Raw genomic sequence first — 19,680 nt, 5'->3', positions numbered from 1 at the left:
TGTTGAGATTGGGTATGGTTTGAGAGACTATTTTATAGTTACTAATTAAAAAGTTTGAAGCTGGGCTCCATAAAGTGAGGTGTTTGTTAGTGATTTCGAACGCCGAGTTATCGGATCCCTCAAGGCGGTGTCAAATTATGCTACGAAAGACCCAACCAACTATTACTTAGACGGCACCCAAAAATCATTGTGGTGATATAGCATCATTTAATAATTGTTCTACCAATGGACCTTATAGTTATGAATACAAGAACCCTTACTCAAAATGAATCTGATAAAAAGAAAATACTTGAGGACTCTAGTGTTACTCATGAGTTACTTTTTTTGACAAGTACAGGTTTAAGTAAAAGCATTTTGGATGCTACAGCTCCGATAGTAAAGCTATTGAAAGATAACCAAGTTCATGACTTCGATTCACAGGAACAGGGTACTAACCATAAAGTAATGCTTCCATGCATAATTTTGAGCAACGGTCTTCGTGAGGAAACGAAAATCTCCTTATATTGCGCAAGCGCTAGAGGTGACAAAAGGTTTTGGCCTGGGAGGTTTCGTGACTTTGCAGAGGCAGAGCAAGTTTTTGCCCTGTTTGTTGAAAACAACAATGTTGTGCTTTTAAACTTATCTGATGATCTGCCACTTAATGCTTCTGATGATTCTTACTTATCAGAAATATTAGACCGTATTAAATACGTTCCGAGTGAATTCATTGGAACAGAAGGCGCGTCAGAGGAAACGGAAGTTGAAGATACAGATAGTAGTGAAATAGATGAACCGTCACGATTTGAAGTTTCAAGTTATGGTTGGGATAGCGATGTCGAAGGACTTGTTAAGCGGATGAATCGAGGCGATATTAAGCTGCCAGGATTCCAGCGTGGCTTCGTATGGAGCCTCACTGAACAGTCTCGATTTATTGAGTCATTGATCATTGGATTACCAGTACCAAATATTTTCCTTGCTAAAGATAATGATTCAAAAACTTTGAATATCATAGATGGACAGCAACGCTTAAAAACTCTTCAACGATATTTAGCTGGAGAGTTTCCGCTTTCCAATAGTAAAAAAATTCATGAGGATCTTCGTGGGTGCTATTTTAACCGTGATGTTGCTAAAAGTACTAAATCTAAAGTACTGGATGATACGGATGAGCGCACTCTAAGTGATTCTATTTTACACAGTATAGTAATACGACCAGACCCATCTTCAGATAGTGATGAGTATGGCTATGAATATAATGATGCAGTGATACAAATATTCAGAAGGTTGAACACCAGTGGTAAAGCGTTGCAACCACAGGAAGTTAGATCTTGTATTTTCTACGGTCGATTTGATGAGCTACTTCATGATCTAAATAGAAATCAATCATGGCGTAGTTTATTTGGTGTTGAACATAGTCGATATAAAGATGTTGAAGTTATACTTAGATTTTTTGCTTTGTATAAGAATATCGAACTTTATAAAGCACCAATGCCAAGCTTCCTTGATAAGTTCATGGAACAACATCGGAATATTGAAAGTTCATCTCTGGCAGAAATGCGTAGTCAATTTGAAACGGTTATGGACCTTCTATTTCGGGCTGGTGGAGAATCGCTATTTAAAGCTGGCGGCACTTTTCTCATATCAAAATTTGACGCAATAGCAGTAGGTCTAGCAAGTGCTATTGAGTCTGGCGTATGCTTTGAAGAACAAGACATAAGAACAAAGATAGAACTATTACTTGCTGACAGTGACTATAAGGATTCTACAGCTGAGTTTATTAATGACACAGGGAATGTAACTAAACGGGTTGACGCTGCGGTTAGAATTTTTAAAGGGTAAAATTATGGCTCGTAGTTCTCGCCACAATGGCCATGATAGATATAAATCAAGAATTACTAACTTGTTTCAATCCTATGGAGCAGACAGTAACCCTGAATCGCAGGCACATAATGCAAAATACCTTGCAGTTCTCGTTTCTGGATATTTAGAACAAGCCGTTAAAGAACTGCTACTTCAGTATGCATCTCAAGGGACTCGTTCTCAGATAACTAGGTATATAGAAGAAACTTGGCCTATATCTAGAAATATGAATGTTGAAAATATTAAAACTATTTTGAATCAATTTAATACTGGCTGGAGCCAAGAGTTTTCAATTTGGCTTGAAGAAGAAGGTAAAAATCGGAAAAATGATATAAATTCTATAGTTCGTTGGCGCAATAGCATTGCTCACGGGCAAGAGTCGAACACAACTGGTGTTACTCTTGTTTCTGTTCGCAATGCCTTCTGCACTATCAAAGAGTTAGTTTCATTTATCGACGAAATGGTGAATCGAGAGGGATAAATTCAGGGTGATAGTTTGTATTCAATCATTTCCAGATATTTTTGATATATTGAGTAAGTATATGGCTGGTGGTTAGAGGTGAACATAGGAATGCTCTCGATATACTTGGGGTGTGTAAACTATGTCTCTACTTCAAGAAGAAGCCCTTGGGTGGTGATTTTTAATTAAAAAAAAACAGTTGGTTGGGGTTGAAATGGCTAATAGTGATACTGAATTAGAAGTAGCGCTAATTCAAAAAATAAAAAATGGCAGTCGTGAAACAACTAAGCTTGAAACTGATGATAAAGTTTTGGCCAGAGTAACGGATGGTATCTATCGACTACCTGGATCTGCGATTCGAGAACTTATTTCGAATGCTTATGATGCTGATGCAGAAAATGTGTATGTAAGTACTGATGTCCCTCGCTTCAACTCTATGACAGTTAGAGATGATGGTAATGGAATGTCAATTGACACATTGGTAAATATGATTCGCCATATTGGTGGTAGTGCAAAAAGGACAGTTAAAGGTCAAGATTTAAAAGTAACTAATGGTAATGATTCATCGTTAAGTTTAAATAAAAAAAGAAAGCTAATTGGTAAAATTGGTATTGGCCTTTTTAGTGTGGCTCAGTTGACCCGGGATTTTGAGATTATCACTAAGCAAAAAGGTGACAACTTCTATTCGAGAGCAAAGGTTTCATTATTTAATTACTCCGAAGAAAATATCGAGAAGCAATCTCGCGATGAACGCGGTAAAAGTTTTCAGACCGGTAATGTTGATATTTGGAAAGAGGAAACTGAGAACCTTAGTGCTCATGGTACTGACATTATATTAAACAATATAAAAATAAGTGCAAAAGACCAATTGCGTAGTGTTGATATCTGGGGGCAAACCGAAAACGAAACAGAGAAAGATGAGGAATCGGATGATATTCTAGACTCCTCAAAAGCTATCCTTCCTGATTTTCATGTTGGATATCTAGAGAAAGACTCTGAAGGTACCGATGTTTATCAACAAGAAATGGCTAGAGCTCCAGAGCTGCCTTGGACAGATGATACTTTACCTGAAGAAAGGTTTAAAAAACTTTATGAAGGTATTTTGGATAGAACTAAGAATGCCGTGAGTCCTAAATTGAATTTAGTCTTAGATAACTATCTCAATATGCTTTGGACTCTTGGTCTTTCTATACCTCTTCCTTATATAGAAAAACACCCATTTAATCTGACTAAGAAAGATATACCTGATATATATGTGATTAATAATAAGAAGAAAGGGCAGGTAACTGATACTTCAGAATTACTATTTGAAGATGATAGCTTAGGAGATAAATTTAAGTTTTGTTCTCAAAAAACAAAATCTGACTTTAATGTTGTAGTCGATGGCGTGAAATTATTTAGACCACTTAAGTTCACAAATTTACCAGAGTCAAAAGCTATGGTAAAGAAGCCAATATTGTTTGTTGGGAAGTATCAAACTAATTTATCTAGTAGGGCTCTAGAAGATTCAGCTGGAGATTTAGAGTTTGAGGCATATATTTTATGGACACCTAAGGTGAGCCCAAGAGACCATAATGGTTCATTGATTAGAATCAACGATGCGTCAGGAATAATGTTTGATGAAACATTTATGAAGCATCAAGTGGCAGAGCATACCATAAAAAGTCAGCTTACTATTGAAATTTTCATAAATAAAGGCTTGGACTCGGCTTTAAATATTGACCGAGAGTCTTTTAATATTGCACATCCTCATTATCAAATAGTTATGAGGTGGCTACATAGTGCCTTGAGGCAAGTAGTCAATAAATATAAACTAATAAAGAAAGAGAAAAAGAAAGAAATAGAAGACAGTTATAAAGATGATTTCTCTAAGGCCCTAGATGATATAGTTTCAAAAAGTTATATTTCTAATAAAAAAGATCCATATGAAAGATCTAACCTACTTATTTCAAGTGAAGATGAAGAAGAAGTATTAAGTAATGATAAAATTTTTGTAACTGATAGTTTTATTGTTTCATCGGATAGGATTGATAAAGTTTTCGAGCCGATAAAAAGAAATAAAAACAAGCAAACCCAAATAATGAATAAATCAGAAGCAATCCTTCAGATCTTAGATTCATATGGGCTGTTGGAAAGCATGACAGTGGAAAGGCAAGAGAGTCTAGTTGTTGATTTAATTGAAGTTATTAAGCTGGAGGGTTAATGTATGAACTTGTTTGATTCTGATGACTCTCTGATTGATGATGAAGTTTTTGGTTCTGTATCGCAAAGTTTATCACAAGACTTTAAACCTTGGCATAAGCCGAGAAAGCAGTTTATTAGGGATAAGCAATGGCTAGAGCAATTTAAACGTCTACTTGGTAATCGTAAATATCGAGATGTTGAATCTGTTAATTACTTTGGGTTGCCTGGTGGAGATCTACTTGATATAAATTATTTGTATGAAGGAATGGTCAATAGCAGTAGAAGTGGTAGTAAGCGATTAGGGTTTCATGGATTTATTAATAGTACTTCTGATTTTAATAAAGCTCAGGGTGAGTTATCTAAGATTTTAGATAAAGGTAGAATTGAAGGTCGGTCAGTCGTTGAGAGATTCCGCTTTGAAGACTTGCAGAAGCCTAACTCTGATGCTTGGGTAAGAGTAAAGAACTTTGGTGATTATCACTTCATCAATTTAGATTTTTGTAATAATGTGATGTCCCATGAAACACTAATATCTATCTATAATTTACTACAGCATCAAATGAAAAAGGTTATTGGTATCCCATGGTTATTCTGCTTGACTACTAGGTTGAATAGAGACAGTACAACAGAAGTGATTGTTAGTAGATTTAGAAATATCATAACTGAATCATTAGGGACTCAACAGTTAAATGCTAAAATAGAAGAGTGCTTTTCTGAAGTTCATAACTACTTTTCAGATAGACAAACTGAAGGTGATATAGTAGGTGTCGAAGACGACATTCTAATGAATCAGATTCTACAAGTATGTTTGGTTCTTTGGGTATTGAAAGAAGCTACGGAAAGAAATTTCAAGGTTACTTTAAAAAGTAGCATGAAGTATTCCGTTGATTTGTTTGCTCGAGAAGCTGATATGCATTCTTTTGTTTTTCATTTTGAAAAAGAGGAAGAGTTTACTTCGGACTTACTGGGATTGAGTGAAGGCAATGAAAATACTGTTAATGAAATTGATTTTGATACAATAGCTACTCCGGCATTAGATAAGCTATCAAATAGTGCCGACGTAGATAATATTCTGGATGAGGATAAAGACTCTCTTAATTCATATGCTGATGATATGATTAATTGGTTGGGTCGATGTGGATATGATACTTCCAATTACAGAGAGTTTATGTCCAATAATTATGGCTACAACTTTGACTAGAGTTGCGTTATTTTTAGATATCCAATTACTATGATTGGGTGTCTAAATTTACTGAATTAAGCGACATTTTTTGTTCTGAGTTAAAAGGGCCTAAGTATCAAAAGCAGTGACTTTTGTTTGTGTTTAACAATTCACAATGTCAGATATTTGTATTGCTAGTTTCGCTAATGCCTCTCTCCGCTCTTCCAAATAGTCATATTGATCATAAATACCTTCAACACCTTTTAATTTGTGATTCAAGCATCTCTCGGCCACATGGCCGGGAGTGCCTTGTTTTGCCAGTAGCGTACGGCAAGTTCGGCGCAAGTCATGCACTGTAAAGTGCGGCATGTCACCCATCAAATTAGGTGGTTGCTTTTTCTTGCCTGCCTCATGTCCAAACAGTTTGGTTATCGCCCTGTTAAGCGTATCAGGGCCCATGTGAGGGCGCTTGCTGGCTCTTCTGCTGGGTAACACGTATTCAGAGCCAAAACCTCTTACCTTCAATTCCTCAAGCCATTTCAATACTTTTGGTGCCAATGGAATGGTAAAGCCAACATTGGTTTTACTGCGTTCCTTTGGTAAATGCCACAAGCCTTTCTCTAGCTCAAATTCTTCCCATTTAGCTTCACAAAGTTCAGATTTACGCACACCTAAACAAACCAATAACGCACAGGCTAGGTAGTTGTCACGACTAAAGCTGGTGCTGTTTTCTCTCGCAATGCGGAAGAACTGCTTTAATTCATCTTCGTTCAAGAAGCGATCTTTACTTTGTTCTATGCCGCCAGCATCCCTCACAGTAAATGCAGAGGCCGGATTACCTTGAAGAAGGTCTAGCTTCATCCCGTGATTAAATAACTGTTTACAGTGACCTAGAGCATCATTGGCTATAGTCGGGCGACCAGAGTCATTAATCGCAGTGATTGTTGTGCGAATATCACGTGCGGTAATCTTATCTAGAGGGATGTCACCGATGTGTGGTGCTATATCTTTAGTGTAAACACGTTTGGGGATATTAGGGTGTTTAAGGCGCTTAACTAAGGTGGGGTACCAATCTTCGAATAAGTCATTAACGGTTTTAATGCTTTCCTGTTCGGCACGTTTGCGTTGTATGAGGGGATCAAAGCCTTCTCTCACTTGTTTCATTTTAGTGGCGGCTTCGAGGCGAGCGTTAGATAAGGAAAGGTCATTGACCTTACCAAGCGTCATTTCACGGCGCTTTTTATTAGAGGTAAAGCGTAGCATCCAGCTTGCAGTACCTGACGCTGGAACCACTAGGTATAAGCCTTCACCATCAGCATGGCGTTGTGTTCTCTCGCCACCAGCCTTAATGAGCGCTTCTACTTTCTTTACGGACAACTTAGCCATAACTCACCTCTAATCGTACCTGATCTTGGTGAATACTTTCTTACCCACCACTCATCTTGAGACTGAGTCTATCACACCCACCATATTAACCACCAGTTGGTGGTGGTTAATGGTGTATTAAATAATACAGTGGTGGAAAGTGGTTTTATTTAAGTTGTTGTATTTTAATGATGTAAATGCAGTTAAATACAAGTATAACTGTTATTCAATATTCTGGATCTGCTCACGCATCTGTTCGATAAGAACCTTAAGCTCTACGCCTGATGCTGTGATGTCTGTGCTGATAGACTTAGACGCTAGCGTGTTTGACTCACGGTTGAACTCTTGCATCATGAAGTCAAGCTTACGACCACAAGCGCCACCTTTCTTCAATACTACGTTCGCTTCTTTCACGTGAGAGTCTAGACGGTCTAGTTCTTCTGCCACGTCTGATTTCTGAGCCAGTAGAATAAGCTCTTGCTCAACGCGAGAACCTTCAAGTTCAATTTTCGCATCTTCAAATTTGGTAAGAAGACGCTCACGTTGCCACTCTAGGATCTCAGGCATGCGTGCACGAACTTTAACTACTTCTTCAGTGATTGCATCTAAACGCTGAACGATGAGCGCCTTCATGTTCTCGCCTTCACGAGCACGAGCGTCAATGAACTCTGCGATTGCATCGTTGAATGCTTCAAGTAAATCTTTGTTGATGGCATCCATATCTTGCTCTGGAGTTTCCATCACGCCAGGCCAGTTCATAACTTGGAATGGGTTCAGACGGCTGTCTTCACCTGTCATGGTCATTACTTGGTTAGCTGCATTGATTACTTGCTGAGCCAAACCTTCGTTAATGCTTAGCTCGCCTTTCGCAGCTGGGTTTGCTTCAAAACGTAGGTTACATTCAACCTTACCGCGAGCTAGACGCTTACGGAAACGCTCACGTAGGATTGGCTCTAAACCACGGAACTGTTCAGGCATACGGAAGTAAGTTTCTAGGTAGCGTTGGTTTACACTACGGATTTCCCATACTGCTGTGCCCCAATCGCCTTTTACTTCTTTGCGCGCGTACGCGGTCATACTATAAATCATCGAATTTTCCTGTCTTTTATCATTCTGAAAATAACGCGCACGCATAGTATCACGATATGGTGTGCTCCCGAAGCTTGTGGCTTTTTGTGATGAATAGCCTTTCACGATAAATGTCTTTGAGTCGCAAGTCGTTTTGAATGGTAAATCGCTTTTAACGATCAAGAGATTTGAACGTCAAATAGATTTGAAAGATAAACTGCTATATAATCTTGCCCCAATCAAAACTGTCTCACCCCTTTCTTAGGTGATGCACTCTTTCGATAGTAAATCACTTCAGACTGTTAATAAGGTAGATACCAATGCGTCCAAATGACCGCGCTGTAGATCAAATTCGTCCAATTAAAATTACTCGTAACTACACAGCTTATGCTGAAGGTTCTGTATTAGTTGAGTTCGGCAACACTAAAGTTCTATGTAATGCGACGGTAGAAGAAAACGTACCGCGTTGGTTAAAAGGCCAAGGAAAGGGTTGGGTAACGGCTGAATACGGTATGCTTCCACGTGCAACGCACACTCGTAACCGTCGTGAAGCGGCGAGTGGCAAGCAAGGTGGTCGTACGATGGAAATCCAACGTCTGATCGCGCGCAGCCTACGTGCTGTTGTTGACCTGAAAGTAATGGGTGAAATCATGATCACTGTCGATTGTGATGTTATCCAAGCAGACGGCGGTACTCGTACTGCTTCTATCTCAGGTGCAAGCGTTGCAATGGCGGATGCTATCAACAGCCTACTAGCAAGCGGTAAACTGAAAAAGAACCCGATGAAAGGCCATGTAGCGGCAGTTTCAGTGGGCATCGTTGGGGCACAAGCACTGTGTGACCTTGAGTACGTTGAAGACTCAGCAGCAGATACCGATATGAACGTTGTAATGACGGAAGACGGTAAGATGATTGAGATTCAAGGCACCGCAGAAGGCGAACCGTTCAGCCACGAAGAGCTGATGCAGCTTTTAGCCCTGGCGAATAAGGGCATTACCGATATCGTCGAAGCGCAGAAAGCTGCGTTGGCCGACTAATCATTTTTAATAGCTCCTTTTAAAGGGGCTATTTTTTTGTCTGTAAAACTCGAAAGGGTAGTGCAGAGCGTAAGTTAAGTTTTATTGGATAAACGTAGAGGAAAAACATGAAAGCATATCAACGTGAATTTATTGAATTTGCACTAGAGAAAGAAGTACTTAAGTTTGGTGAGTTTACTTTAAAGTCTGGCCGTAAGAGCCCTTACTTCTTCAATGCTGGATTGTTTAATACAGGTCGTGACCTAGCGCGTTTAGGTCGCTTCTACGCAGCAGCATTGGCAGATTCAGGTATTGAGTTCGATGTACTATTTGGCCCTGCGTACAAGGGTATCCCAATCGCGACAACAACAGCGGTTGCATTAGCGGATCACCATGATGTGGACACGCCTTACTGTTTCAACCGTAAAGAAGCGAAAAACCACGGTGAAGGTGGCAACCTAGTGGGTAGCGAACTTGAAGGTCGCATCATGTTAGTTGATGACGTGATCACTGCTGGTACAGCGATCCGTGAATCGATGGAAATCATCCAAGCAAACGGCGCTGACTTAGCGGGTGTTCTTGTAGCGATTGACCGCCAAGAGAAGGGCAAAGGCGAGTTGTCTGCGATTCAAGAAGTAGAGCGTGACTTCGGTTGTGCGATTATTTCAATCGTTAGCCTGACTGACTTGGTGACTTTCCTTGAAGAGAAAGGTACAGACGCAGCACACCTAGAATCTGTAAAAGCGTACCGCGCTCAATATGGTATCTAATGCCTGAAGTTCTTAACCTAATGGTTTAGATCCCTAGGTTTAGAATTTCAAAAAAAGAAAGGCCCGAAAGATGAAAATCTTTCGGGCCTTTTTTACTTTTCTATTGAAGTGAGCTGTTTTCTTATCTGAAGATAGGCGCTCTATTTGTAACGGCTACTCTATTTATAACGAATGCCGCGTTCAACTTCTGGATCTTCCATAGTCTTGAAGCGTTTGTGCAGCCACATCCATTGCTCTGGCGCTCGTAAGATAATCTTCTCTAGGTAGCTGTTCATGTAAGCCGCCGCCGCTTTCTCATCCTTTTGCGGATAGTTATCTTCGATCGACTCGTCAGCCATGATTTCATACTTGCCATCGGCATCTCTAAAACCTGAACCCGGAACGAGTGCACATCGGCTGGTGTACGCCAGAATGCTGGTGCCTGTGGTAGTACATGCATCTTCTACTGCGAAGAAAGGCACAAACACAGACTTGTTACGACCGTAATCATGATCCGGCAGGTAAAAAAGGATCTCACCCTGACGCAGGATTCGAATCATACGCTTCACGTCTTTACGGTGGATTAGACGGTTGCCGTTTTGAGTACGACCGCGATATTGAATGAATTCGTAAGCTGGATTGTTGTGCGGGCGATAAACACCTAAACCTGAAATACCAAGTACCGCCATTGCTCGTGCGGTGATCTCTAGGTTCAAGGCATGCACACAACATAGAAGAACGCCTTTACCGTTGGCTTTGTGTGTACGTAGCGTTTGGGTATCTTTATCCACTAGGATTCTTTTGAAGCGCCACGTTGGCCAAAACCAGGTAATACCGGTTTCGATCAGTGCCATGCCGGTATTTTTAAAGTTTTCACTGACCATAGCCGCGACTTCGTCTGCAGGCTTATCTGGGAAGGCAAGTTCCAAGTTACGTGTTGCCACAGCGACCCGCTTTTTGCCATAACGAGCGCCAAGAGAGCCTAATGAACGGCCTAACAGCAGTAATACACGGTAAGGTAGAACGTTAACGAGAAACGCCAGTAACCCAAAACCGAACCAAACTCCCCAATGTTTAGGGTGGAGCAAAGCCAAGGTAAAAGGTGGCTTAGTAAGAACGTGTTGTGCGGTGCTGTTTTCCGGAGAAGTTTTCGTCGTCATAACCATCACTTAAGGTTGGGTTTACTTAATTTGAGCGCTCAGCAGTGCCCAGTAAGCATCAAAATTTTCGGTTGGTTGATATTTGAAATCAGAGCGAACAAATCGATTCAGACTGCCTTCAACCTGACCGAGCAGTTGAGCTGCTAAGATTTTCTCGTCAACCGGGAACGATTTCCCTTCACGAAGTTTTCTTTCACGCAGGATTTGGCGAAGCTGAGTTTCAATACGCTCAAAAAGCTGATTGATTCGTTCACGCAGGCGCTCATTTTCAAACATTAGAGCATGGCCCGATAAAATACGAGTCAATCCAGGGTTACGCTCAGAAAAGACCAAGATAAGCTGCATGACTAAGCGGATACGCTCAAGTGTGTCTTTCTCTTCATCTAGAATGCGGTTGATTCGAGACATCAACGCTTCTTCAATGAACTCGATTAGGCCTTCAAACATGCGAGCTTTACTTGGGAAGTGGCGGTAGAGCGCAGCTTCAGATACGCCGACTTGTTTGGCCAACTTTACCGTTGTGATACGAGAAGCACCTTCGGTCGATTCCAACATTTGTGCCAGCGCTTGCAGGATTTCTTCACGACGGTTTGATTTTCGAGTACCAGCCATCTATTTACTTCCTTTCCTAAAGATGAGGATTGAGTGAAGAAGGATTATAAACACCATTCAATTCTGTTCCTAGTTTTGTAAGACCTAGGTCAACAGAATCGAGAGGTGTCAGCACATTGTCAGAGCGAAATCGTGTATTTATTCGACAATAAGTTGTTGGATCTGATCGAGGATCTGGAAACCAAGGGTATCTTTGCTATCAAGTGGCAAAGATTTATCACCGTCTTTCCAATAAAGGTGCAATTCATTGCTACTGCTATTGAAGCCTTGGCCTTCGACAGAAACGTCATTGGCGCAAATCATGTCGAGGTTCTTTCTTTCCAGTTTGCCACGAGCATATTTCTCAACATCTTGAGTTTCTGCAGCGAAGCCTACGGTAAATGGACGGCCTTCCGTCATTGAGGCAACAGAAGCGACAATGTCTGGGTTCTTAACCATTTGAATGGTCATGTCGTCTTTACCATCGACCTTTTTAAGCTTTTGGTCTGCAATGGTCTCAGGGCGGTAATCGGCAACCGCAGCGCAGCTGATGAAAATATCGTGCTGAGCGGCGTTAGCGCTAACGGCATCAAACATCTGTTGTGCGCTGTCGACATCAATACGATTAACCTTGTTTGGCGTTGCTAGTGATACAGGGCCGCTGATTAGAGTCACTGTTGCACCTTGTTTAGCGGCCGCTTCAGCCAGTGCATAGCCCATCTTGCCTGAGCTATGGTTGGTAATGTAACGGACAGGGTCGATGGCTTCACGAGTTGGACCTGCAGTAATTAAAACAGAATGGCCAGTAAGCGGTTTAGGTTGAAAGAAGTCTTCACAATGATGTACGAGCTGCATTGGCTCTAGCATGCGACCCATGCCGACATCACCACACGCTTGTTCACCAGCCGCAGGGCCCCAGATTTCACAGCCACGACGTTTTAGTGTGGCGATGTTCTCTTGAGTCGCCGGGTGGCTGTACATCTGTTGGTTCATTGCCGGAGATACCGCAACTGGCGCATCGGTTGCTAAAAGCAGCGTGGTCAGTAGGTCGTTGCCCATACCCGCCGTCATGCGAGCAATAAGATCTGCGGTTGCGGGTGCTAATAACACGAGGTCAGCCCATTTTGCGAGTTCGATGTGCCCCATGGAAGCCTCAGCAGCAGGATCAAGCAAACTATCAGATACTGGCCTTCCAGAGACGGCTTGCATGGTGAGAGGAGTGATGAACTCCTTGGCTGCATTCGTCATCACGACTTGTACTTGCGCCCCACGCTCAATTAAGCGTCGAGTCAGTTCGGCACATTTATACGCAGCGATACCACCACTAATGCCAAGTAGGATTTTTTTCCCAGCTAGGCCTTGTAGGTCAGCGTTATCCAGTTGATTAACCAATGTTTGCATGATTCTGTTCCTTAATTTCTCTGGGACTTACGATATCAGAACAAAGGATTAGTGCCTAGAAGCAGAATTCGAACAGACTTGATGCTCATCAAATTGATGTTATCAAACTTATCAGTTACATGGTTTTGGTAGGCATTAGTCTTCTTTATAACGCTGTGGAAGCTCTCCGTGGGCAAACGGATTAGGCTGATGGGTCGTGTTCATGACCCACTGATTAGCTTTTATATGCCCATAACTAAAATACCTGTTGAATCGATGCCGAGAGAAAAACTACTGAGTCGAGGGCCTGATTCCTTGAGTGATGCAGAGTTGCTTGCGATTTTTCTCCGAACAGGCACACAAGGAATGAACGTTTTAGAGCTATCTGACAAGTTGATCAAAGATTTTGGTTCGTTGCGCCAACTTTTTTCTGCAACCGAGACTGAGTTTTGTGCCCATAAAGGGATGGGGCAGGCGAAATATGTCCAATTACAGGCCGTTTTGGAGATGACGCAACGTTATTTGGCCGAAACTTTATCTCGAGGTGATGCATTAACCAGCCCTAGCCATACCAAGTTGTATCTTTCGAGTATCTTGCGCGATCGCCAGCGAGAAGCCTTCTATATATTGTTCCTAGATAATCAAAATAGGGTAATAAAGGATGAAGTTATGTTTGAAGGAACCATCGATGCAGCATCAGTTTACCCTAGAGAAGTAGTGAAACGGGCGCTTTATCATAATGCAGCCGCGTTAATCTTGGCGCACAACCATCCTTCTGGTGTCGCGGAGCCAAGCCAAGCAGATAGGCGAATTACACGTAGATTAACCGATGCATTGGCGCTAGTAGACATCCGAATTCTCGACCATTTTGTGGTTGGAGATGGTGAAGTTATCTCTTTTGCAGAACGCGGATGGATTTGAATCACATTTTAGGTTGTTAGTTGCGTTAAATCTGCTATCATTCCGCCCACATTTTAGAACCTTAAATCAGCTCTGATTACTCAAATAGCTGCCCTGTTCAAAAAAAGATCACGAAATCCTTAAAAAGGATCTGTTCGGGTCTTGAGCAATGCATGTCAAGTTAGTATAATACGCGACCTTTGATAGCCTTGAATGGATTTTCCATTATGGTTTTTACCTCTATTTTCAGAATTGATAGAGAGGTTCGGCCACCAAGGTTGATATCGAGCTGAAACGATTTGGAGAGACATTCATGTCCCGAGTATGTCAAGTAACTGGTAAGCGTCCAGTAACGGGTAACAACCGTTCACACGCACGCAATGCTACCAAGCGTCGTTTTCTGCCGAACCTACAAACTCACCGTTTCTGGGTAGAGAGCGAAAAACGTTTTGTTAAACTACGTCTAACTGCTAAAGGCATGCGTATTATTGATAAGAAAGGCATCGATGCTGTTCTTGTTGATATCCGTGCACGTGGCGAAAACGTTTAAGAGGAATTAAGCAATGGCTAAAGGCATTCGTGAGAAAATCCGTCTAGTATCTTCTGCTGGAACTGGTCACTTCTACACAACTGACAAGAACAAGCGTAACATGCCAGGCAAATTTGAGATCAAAAAGTTTGATCCAGTAGTTCGCCAGCACGTTATGTACAAAGAAGCTAAAATCAAGTAATTGATAGCCCCTTTGTCTCTTCTTTTATAGAAGAATAAATTAAAAACCCAGCTTATAGCTGGGTTTTTTTATGCCCAAAATTTGGGAAGCCCCTGTATTTTGAAAATCCTGAGGTTTTTTGAGAAGCTTAAGCTTTTTCGAGAAGGCTCAGTGTTTTTGAGAGGCGTAAGTTTCAATGGCTCGATTTGGCACCTACCATATAGACGTTTAGACGTTCCACTTTCTGATGGGCTCATATGATAGAAAATTGCTCAGCATAGAATGTGTCGCCATTTTCACGATATACTGAACACTCAATAGGTTAGATGAGCAGAATCAGATGAGATATCGTGGACGTCGGTGGAACAACATACTCATGTTAAGCGTGATCGCTTTTATTGGGGTGTTAAACCTGCCAACATTGATCAAAACGTACCTTATCGAACCTGAGCCTGAACTTCAGGAAAGCAGCCCTTATCCTTATCTTTTAAACCCAACAGCAGAGCTTCAAGCCTTACACTTTGCTAAGTGGTCGGTAGTACAAGAAGACGGCCATTGGGTTTATCAAATGAAAGAGTCTGTATCAGAGCAAAGTGTGACTGCACTAGAGTTATCGCAACGCTGGCAGCAGCTAGTAGGCACGGAAGTCGACTCACAAACTTATACCGACCTTACTCCCCAGCTTAATACGCCACACACCATTGAAGTTTGGTATCAAGAGCAAGAAGAGCCACAGCGTATTACTTATTATCAACTGCCTGAGTTTTGGTTGCTAAAAAACTGGAATGATAAGTGGCTAGCGGTGTCTATTGAAGAGAGCTACTTGTTTCCAAGCTTTGGCTCAGAAGATTCATTTAAATCAGACCATCTCTTTAAAGCAGACAAGCTATCTATATCAGAAAAATCACCTAAATCGGACGACTAACTATGCCTGAATTACCTGAAGTTGAAGTAAGCCGCATGGGGATCTCGCCTCATTTAGTCGGTGAGAAGATTAAATCCCTGACTTTTCGAACGCCTAAGCTGCGTTGGGATATTCCTCAAGAACTTAAGCGATTAGAAGGGCAGGTGATTCGTTCTATCTCGCGTCGCGCAAAGTACCTATTGATTGAGACAGATACAGGTACAGCGATTGTTCATCTTGGTATGTCTGGTTCATTGCGTGTATTAGATGCAGATTTCCCTGCGGCCAAGCACGATCACGTGGATCTTAAGCTCACCAATGGCAAGATATTGCGTTACAACGATCCGCGTCGTTTTGGTGCTTGGCTATGGTCGGCGCCTGATGAGATACATACTGTACTACTTGGCTCTGGTCCTGAGCCGTTAACCGATGACTTCAACGCAGATTACATTGCCGAGAAAGCAGAAAAGCGTAAAGTTGCCGTCAAACAGTTCATTATGGACAACAAAGTAGTGGTAGGAGTGGGTAACATCTACGCTAATGAGGCGCTGTTTTCTTCACGAATTCATCCACTTCGCCCTGCTAACAAGATCACTCAAGCAGAGTGGATGCTACTGACCAAAGAGATAAAACAAGTACTTGCGACTGCCATCAAACAAGGTGGCACCACACTCAAAGACTTCGCCCAAGCGGATGGCAAGCCCGGATACTTCGCTCAAGAACTGCAAGTCTATGGAAAAGCGGGTGAAGAGTGCCCGAGTTGTGGTGATAAACTTGAAGAGCAAAAAGTCGGACAGAGGAATACGTTTTTTTGCTCTCAATGTCAGGTATAGAAAAACTGAACCTATGTTTGACTGCGTGATTCATTTAGCGGCACAAGGTCGTGCTCAAGACAGTATTCTATCTAAGCTGTCAGATCGAGCTGTGGAGCAAGATTTACCAGCGACCAACTCTCCCCCAGTCATGGTAGCAAGGTGAAATTGATGGATTACATTGAATCATTCAAGGGTGAATAAGTTTTTCAGGCTAGTACCGTAGTTATTATCAGTTATAACTTCCGCCACTTAAATAAAAACACCCGCGACTTATTTGAGGCGGGTGTTTTACACTGTTACTTCGTAAAGCTATTTTAGAAAACGACTAATTTGTTCTAATGCTTCTACGGTATGCTTACCATTTAGTGGTTGGTTTACTGGACGGTTGGCCTTATTGAGCATTTCGTAACCTCCTTTACCTACTTCCAGAATAGTTTCTTCAGTAATGATTGCATAACCACTAAATTTCGATGCAATTACCCATTCACGCTCTGGAGTTTTAGATAGCAAATCATAGCCTGTAGAAAAGTCGCTAGTTGGGTTATTAACACCTAAATAGTTCTTAAGCAGTGTAGGGGCGATATCTTCATGAGAAGTAAAGCTCTCGTTTAGCTTATCGCTACTTAGTTGGTTAAACTTTGGATCGATGACAATAAAAGGAACTTTTACTTGAACATCGGTAAAGTTACTATTGTGCCCCCAAAAATTGAGCTTGTTGTCGTTAAGCTCTTGCCCATGATCACTAGTAATGATTAGCAATGTATTGTCGATTCGGCCCGATTTCTCTAAGGTTTTAACAACTTCTCCAATCAATGAGTCAACGTAGTGAACACTATTTTTATATCGGTTAAACATCGGTTCAGGATTAGTATCGTTGTTGAGTGTTAGATAATTTAGTTCTTTCAACATCGGAGAAAAGCCAGCGTCGTAACCTGAAGGAAAGTCATAACCGTGTGGTGCATCGAAGAACAAGAACGAAAACTGAGGTTTGCTAGAATCCGTCTTTTCAAACCATGCTTTCCAATCATTGGTTAAATCACGGTCTTTGGCTGATGGTGTTGCGCCTTCTGAACGTATACGAAGACTTGGAACATTTCTAAACACGGTACGATTAAATTCAGGCTTAATTAACTGTGCTGCAGTGAAAATGCCTAACTGATAGTTTAACTCTTGCAGTCGATCCATTAGCAGAGGAGAGCGTTGATTTGCTAAGAATGCATGCCAATAAGTACTAGGCATCCCATAAAAAGTACCAAAGATACCAGCTCGAGTCGCATTACCTGTCGACATATGATTGTTAAAAACAGCACCTTGTTGCGATAGCGACCAAGTGATTGGCGTCACTTCTTCGGAAAATGTGTCGTAACGCCAAGAGTCAACCACGATCAAAACGATGTCTTTAAGCTCTTGCGGTTGTTCCGTTGTAATTGGTTGCAGAGGGTAATTCAAATCACCCTTTTGAGATTTCGTTAGGCTTTTGCCTTGCTCCACTGCATCTAAGTCAATCCATCCAAGTTTTTTCATCAAGGAGTTGGCTGTAAGCGGATAATAAAGTGGTATATAGCGGTTGACCATAGATACTGGTTGGAATGCATTGGCAGCAGCCCAAGTATGTATAAAGTTAGCTACAAGAAACGTGACTACAGCAATAGCTGTGATTTTTCTTCCTAGTTTTTTTGGTAGTACTGAACCACGATTTGCTATCCATTTCATGAGCTTTAGCTCAATTAAAAGTACGCTTAAAAAGCCAATAGTGGCCATTGCCCAAGTGACTAACGGGAAATCAACGATATCACCGGCTAGAATTAACCCGACCACCACTGCGTTAATATGGAAACGATACTGAGCAAAAACAATGGTATCGATGAACAATAAAACCAAGAGAAGAGAGGCAAGTATAGCGTTATACCAAGTTGCTTTGTTTTGGTTTAACCACTTGCTTGGTAATAACAATATACCAAATAAACAAGTCAATAAAAATATTTGCCCAACGACAGAGCTAACCGCGTAGATTATCGAAAGTGGAGTGAAAGCCTCGATAGGAAAGAATTCAAAACATCGAATTGAGATCAAAATGGCGAGCATAGCATTGATTAGGATAAACCAACCAATAGAGCGAAAACTGAGTTTGTTCATAGTCTTTCAAAATCCGGTATTTGTGAAAGTAAAAAGTATTCATAGCCTTTAACAAGTTACTGACCATTAAGATAGCAACATTGAGAGAGCCGCAAATATTGCCATAGTTAGTAATTGTTTTCATTAGCCATTGCAATCAAGGTATTGGTTGCTCTCCTCCCTCCTCTTGTTAGCAAGAATGTTGGTAGAGCTTTTCATAAAGCAAAGCCGTATGAGCAATATCGAATTGTTTTATTTTTTGCTTACTATTCGCAATGATTTCCTGGTACAGAATTCTATCTGTTTTAAGCCTGACAATAGCATCAGCCAGCGATTCTGCATTTCTGATTGGAATCAATAGTCCTGTTTTCTCGTGTTCGATAATATCTGGAATCCCGCCAGTATCAGTACCTATAACCGGTAAACCAGCAGATATCCCTTCCAGTATCACAGAGCCCAACCCCTCGGTATAAGATGGGTGAACTTGAAGTTTGGCGACAGCAAACCATTCTCCCATACTCGACTGTTTACCCTCAAAACTCAAATTGCTGAGGCCTTTTGCTTGCGCTTCAAGATCTGCCCTCTCTGGTCCATCACCAAGCAAGCAGATGTGAATGTCTGGATGAGATTTATACAGTAATTTCGCAGCATCAACAGTAATATTGAATGCTTTATGTGGCACCATGTTGGCAGCGTGAATTACGATGAACTTGTCCTTATATTGATTTTTTAAAGTTTTTTTCTTTGTTATATCAACAGAATAAGTGACTGGTGAGCTGGGGATTTTATAGACATTGGTTTTGGGGTAAGCATCTGTTATGCGTGATACGATTTCACTGCTTAAACCCACTACCGCAGACGCTCTTTGATAAGCCATGTTAGCTAGCCACTTTTTCTTTAGTCGATTGTCTATTCTGCGAGTAATAATGTATGGGATATTGAAAAGCTTATTCTGCAACCAGGCCCAATATATCGCTTTTCCTTCGTGAACATGAATTAACTGGCACCCTGCTGTTATACTTCTCTTATGTGCATGAGCAAAACTTGAAGCGAGAATAACATGACAGCCAAGTTCTTTCGCCGCTATAGAAAAGGGACTTTTAGGGTTTGCAACAACGGTCAACTCATAGCCCATTTTCTTTTGCTGTTTGATAAGTTGTAGTGTCTGATTTTCACCACCGTGATACCCAGAAGCTAAGTTAACATGGCAAATATGCATGAGAGTTAATTCCGTAGTTGTCTTAAACATCATATGTTTAAACTGA

19 protein-coding genes are annotated in these 19,680 nt (G+C 41.3%); 12 read left to right on the top strand and 7 right to left on the bottom strand.

Features of this window, described 5'->3' with window-relative positions; genetic code table 11:
- The first annotated feature begins 240 nt into the window (after positions 1-240).
- The 4 genes from BCU75_RS03785 to BCU75_RS03770 all read left to right on the top strand — a co-directional run bounded on the left by BCU75_RS03785 (position 241) and on the right by BCU75_RS03770 (position 5,681).
- Entirely contained in the window at positions 241-1,815 is a 1,575-nt protein-coding gene (locus tag BCU75_RS03785; protein WP_102472962.1) for a DUF262 domain-containing protein, read from the top strand.
- A gap of 4 nt (positions 1,816-1,819) precedes the next feature.
- Entirely contained in the window at positions 1,820-2,317 is a 498-nt protein-coding gene (locus tag BCU75_RS03780) for an MAE_28990/MAE_18760 family HEPN-like nuclease (protein ID WP_102421599.1), read from the top strand.
- 193 nt (positions 2,318-2,510) lie between these two features.
- Positions 2,511-4,499, top strand: coding sequence for an ATP-binding protein (locus tag BCU75_RS03775; protein WP_241905342.1), 1,989 nt, complete (start codon positions 2,511-2,513; stop codon positions 4,497-4,499).
- A 3-nt stretch (positions 4,500-4,502) separates the two neighbouring features.
- Positions 4,503-5,681: a PP_RS20740 family protein gene (locus BCU75_RS03770; RefSeq protein ID WP_102472960.1), complete on the top strand. Its 1,179-nt coding sequence runs from the start codon at positions 4,503-4,505 to the stop codon at positions 5,679-5,681.
- A 123-nt stretch (positions 5,682-5,804) separates the two neighbouring features.
- Here the strand turns inward: BCU75_RS03770 and BCU75_RS03765 are convergent, their stop codons facing one another.
- Positions 5,805-7,028: a tyrosine-type recombinase/integrase gene (locus BCU75_RS03765; RefSeq protein ID WP_102472959.1), complete on the bottom strand. Its 1,224-nt coding sequence runs from the start codon at positions 7,026-7,028 to the stop codon at positions 5,805-5,807.
- Positions 7,029-7,229: 201 nt separating this feature from the next.
- Positions 7,230-8,096 (bottom strand): YicC/YloC family endoribonuclease, encoded by an 867-nt coding sequence (locus tag BCU75_RS03760; protein ID WP_004735725.1) that lies wholly within the window; start codon positions 8,094-8,096, stop codon positions 7,230-7,232.
- Between the two features lie 299 nt (positions 8,097-8,395).
- On the opposite strand from BCU75_RS03760, the gene rph reads away from it, so the two are divergent.
- The gene (gene rph, locus BCU75_RS03755; RefSeq protein WP_004735726.1) at positions 8,396-9,112 is read left to right on the top strand and encodes a ribonuclease PH; all 717 of its coding nucleotides are present in this window, start codon (positions 8,396-8,398) and stop codon (positions 9,110-9,112) included.
- 107 nt (positions 9,113-9,219) lie between these two features.
- A complete protein-coding gene (gene pyrE, locus BCU75_RS03750) occupies positions 9,220-9,861 on the top strand; it encodes an orotate phosphoribosyltransferase (RefSeq protein WP_004735727.1) in 642 nt (213 codons plus the stop codon).
- 158 nt (positions 9,862-10,019) lie between these two features.
- Here pyrE and lpxL read toward each other — a convergent pair whose 3' ends face one another.
- The 3 genes from lpxL to coaBC form a co-directional block, all read right to left on the bottom strand.
- Positions 10,020-11,000 carry an LpxL/LpxP family Kdo(2)-lipid IV(A) lauroyl/palmitoleoyl acyltransferase gene (gene lpxL / locus BCU75_RS03745; RefSeq protein ID WP_102472958.1) on the bottom strand — a complete coding sequence of 327 codons (981 nt, stop codon included), beginning with the start codon at positions 10,998-11,000 and terminating at the stop codon, positions 10,020-10,022.
- 21 nt (positions 11,001-11,021) lie between these two features.
- Positions 11,022-11,612, bottom strand: coding sequence for a nucleoid occlusion factor SlmA (gene slmA / locus BCU75_RS03740; RefSeq protein WP_016768952.1), 591 nt, complete (start codon positions 11,610-11,612; stop codon positions 11,022-11,024).
- Positions 11,613-11,750: 138 nt separating this feature from the next.
- Positions 11,751-12,992, bottom strand: a complete 1,242-nt coding sequence (gene coaBC / locus BCU75_RS03735; RefSeq protein WP_102472957.1) for a bifunctional phosphopantothenoylcysteine decarboxylase/phosphopantothenate--cysteine ligase CoaBC — start codon at positions 12,990-12,992, stop codon at positions 11,751-11,753.
- 225 nt (positions 12,993-13,217) lie between these two features.
- Between coaBC and radC the strand changes: the two genes are divergently transcribed.
- From radC to BCU75_RS24665, 6 genes are all read left to right on the top strand, one after another.
- The gene (radC, locus tag BCU75_RS03730; protein ID WP_102473024.1) at positions 13,218-13,892 is read left to right on the top strand and encodes a RadC family protein; all 675 of its coding nucleotides are present in this window, start codon (positions 13,218-13,220) and stop codon (positions 13,890-13,892) included.
- A gap of 292 nt (positions 13,893-14,184) precedes the next feature.
- A complete protein-coding gene (gene rpmB, locus BCU75_RS03725; RefSeq protein ID WP_004728407.1) occupies positions 14,185-14,421 on the top strand; it encodes a 50S ribosomal protein L28 in 237 nt (78 codons plus the stop codon).
- A 13-nt stretch (positions 14,422-14,434) separates the two neighbouring features.
- Complete coding sequence (gene rpmG / locus BCU75_RS03720; protein ID WP_002535344.1) at positions 14,435-14,602, top strand: 50S ribosomal protein L33; 168 nt, start codon at positions 14,435-14,437, stop codon at positions 14,600-14,602.
- A gap of 355 nt (positions 14,603-14,957) precedes the next feature.
- The gene (locus BCU75_RS03715; protein WP_241905341.1) at positions 14,958-15,506 is read left to right on the top strand and encodes a hypothetical protein; all 549 of its coding nucleotides are present in this window, start codon (positions 14,958-14,960) and stop codon (positions 15,504-15,506) included.
- 2 nt (positions 15,507-15,508) lie between these two features.
- A complete protein-coding gene (gene mutM / locus BCU75_RS03710) occupies positions 15,509-16,318 on the top strand; it encodes a bifunctional DNA-formamidopyrimidine glycosylase/DNA-(apurinic or apyrimidinic site) lyase (RefSeq protein WP_102472955.1) in 810 nt (269 codons plus the stop codon).
- Between the two features lie 13 nt (positions 16,319-16,331).
- Positions 16,332-16,463, top strand: coding sequence for a hypothetical protein (locus BCU75_RS24665; protein WP_277868899.1), 132 nt, complete (start codon positions 16,332-16,334; stop codon positions 16,461-16,463).
- 146 nt (positions 16,464-16,609) lie between these two features.
- On the opposite strand, the gene BCU75_RS03705 is transcribed toward BCU75_RS24665, so the two are convergent.
- Both BCU75_RS03705 and BCU75_RS03700 read right to left on the bottom strand, forming a co-directional pair.
- Entirely contained in the window at positions 16,610-18,436 is a 1,827-nt protein-coding gene (locus tag BCU75_RS03705) for a DUF3413 domain-containing protein (RefSeq protein WP_076676069.1), read from the bottom strand.
- Positions 18,437-18,605: 169 nt separating this feature from the next.
- Positions 18,606-19,634, bottom strand: a complete 1,029-nt coding sequence (locus BCU75_RS03700) for a glycosyltransferase family 4 protein (RefSeq protein ID WP_076676071.1) — start codon at positions 19,632-19,634, stop codon at positions 18,606-18,608.
- Between the last annotated feature and the right edge of the window lie 46 nt (positions 19,635-19,680).

The sequence above is a fragment of the Vibrio splendidus genome, from assembly GCF_002873455.1.
Classification (GTDB): Bacteria; Pseudomonadota; Gammaproteobacteria; order Enterobacterales; family Vibrionaceae; genus Vibrio; species Vibrio splendidus_J.
Note: the sequence above shows the minus strand (reverse complement) of the source record. Positions and strands in the feature narration are given on the sequence as shown.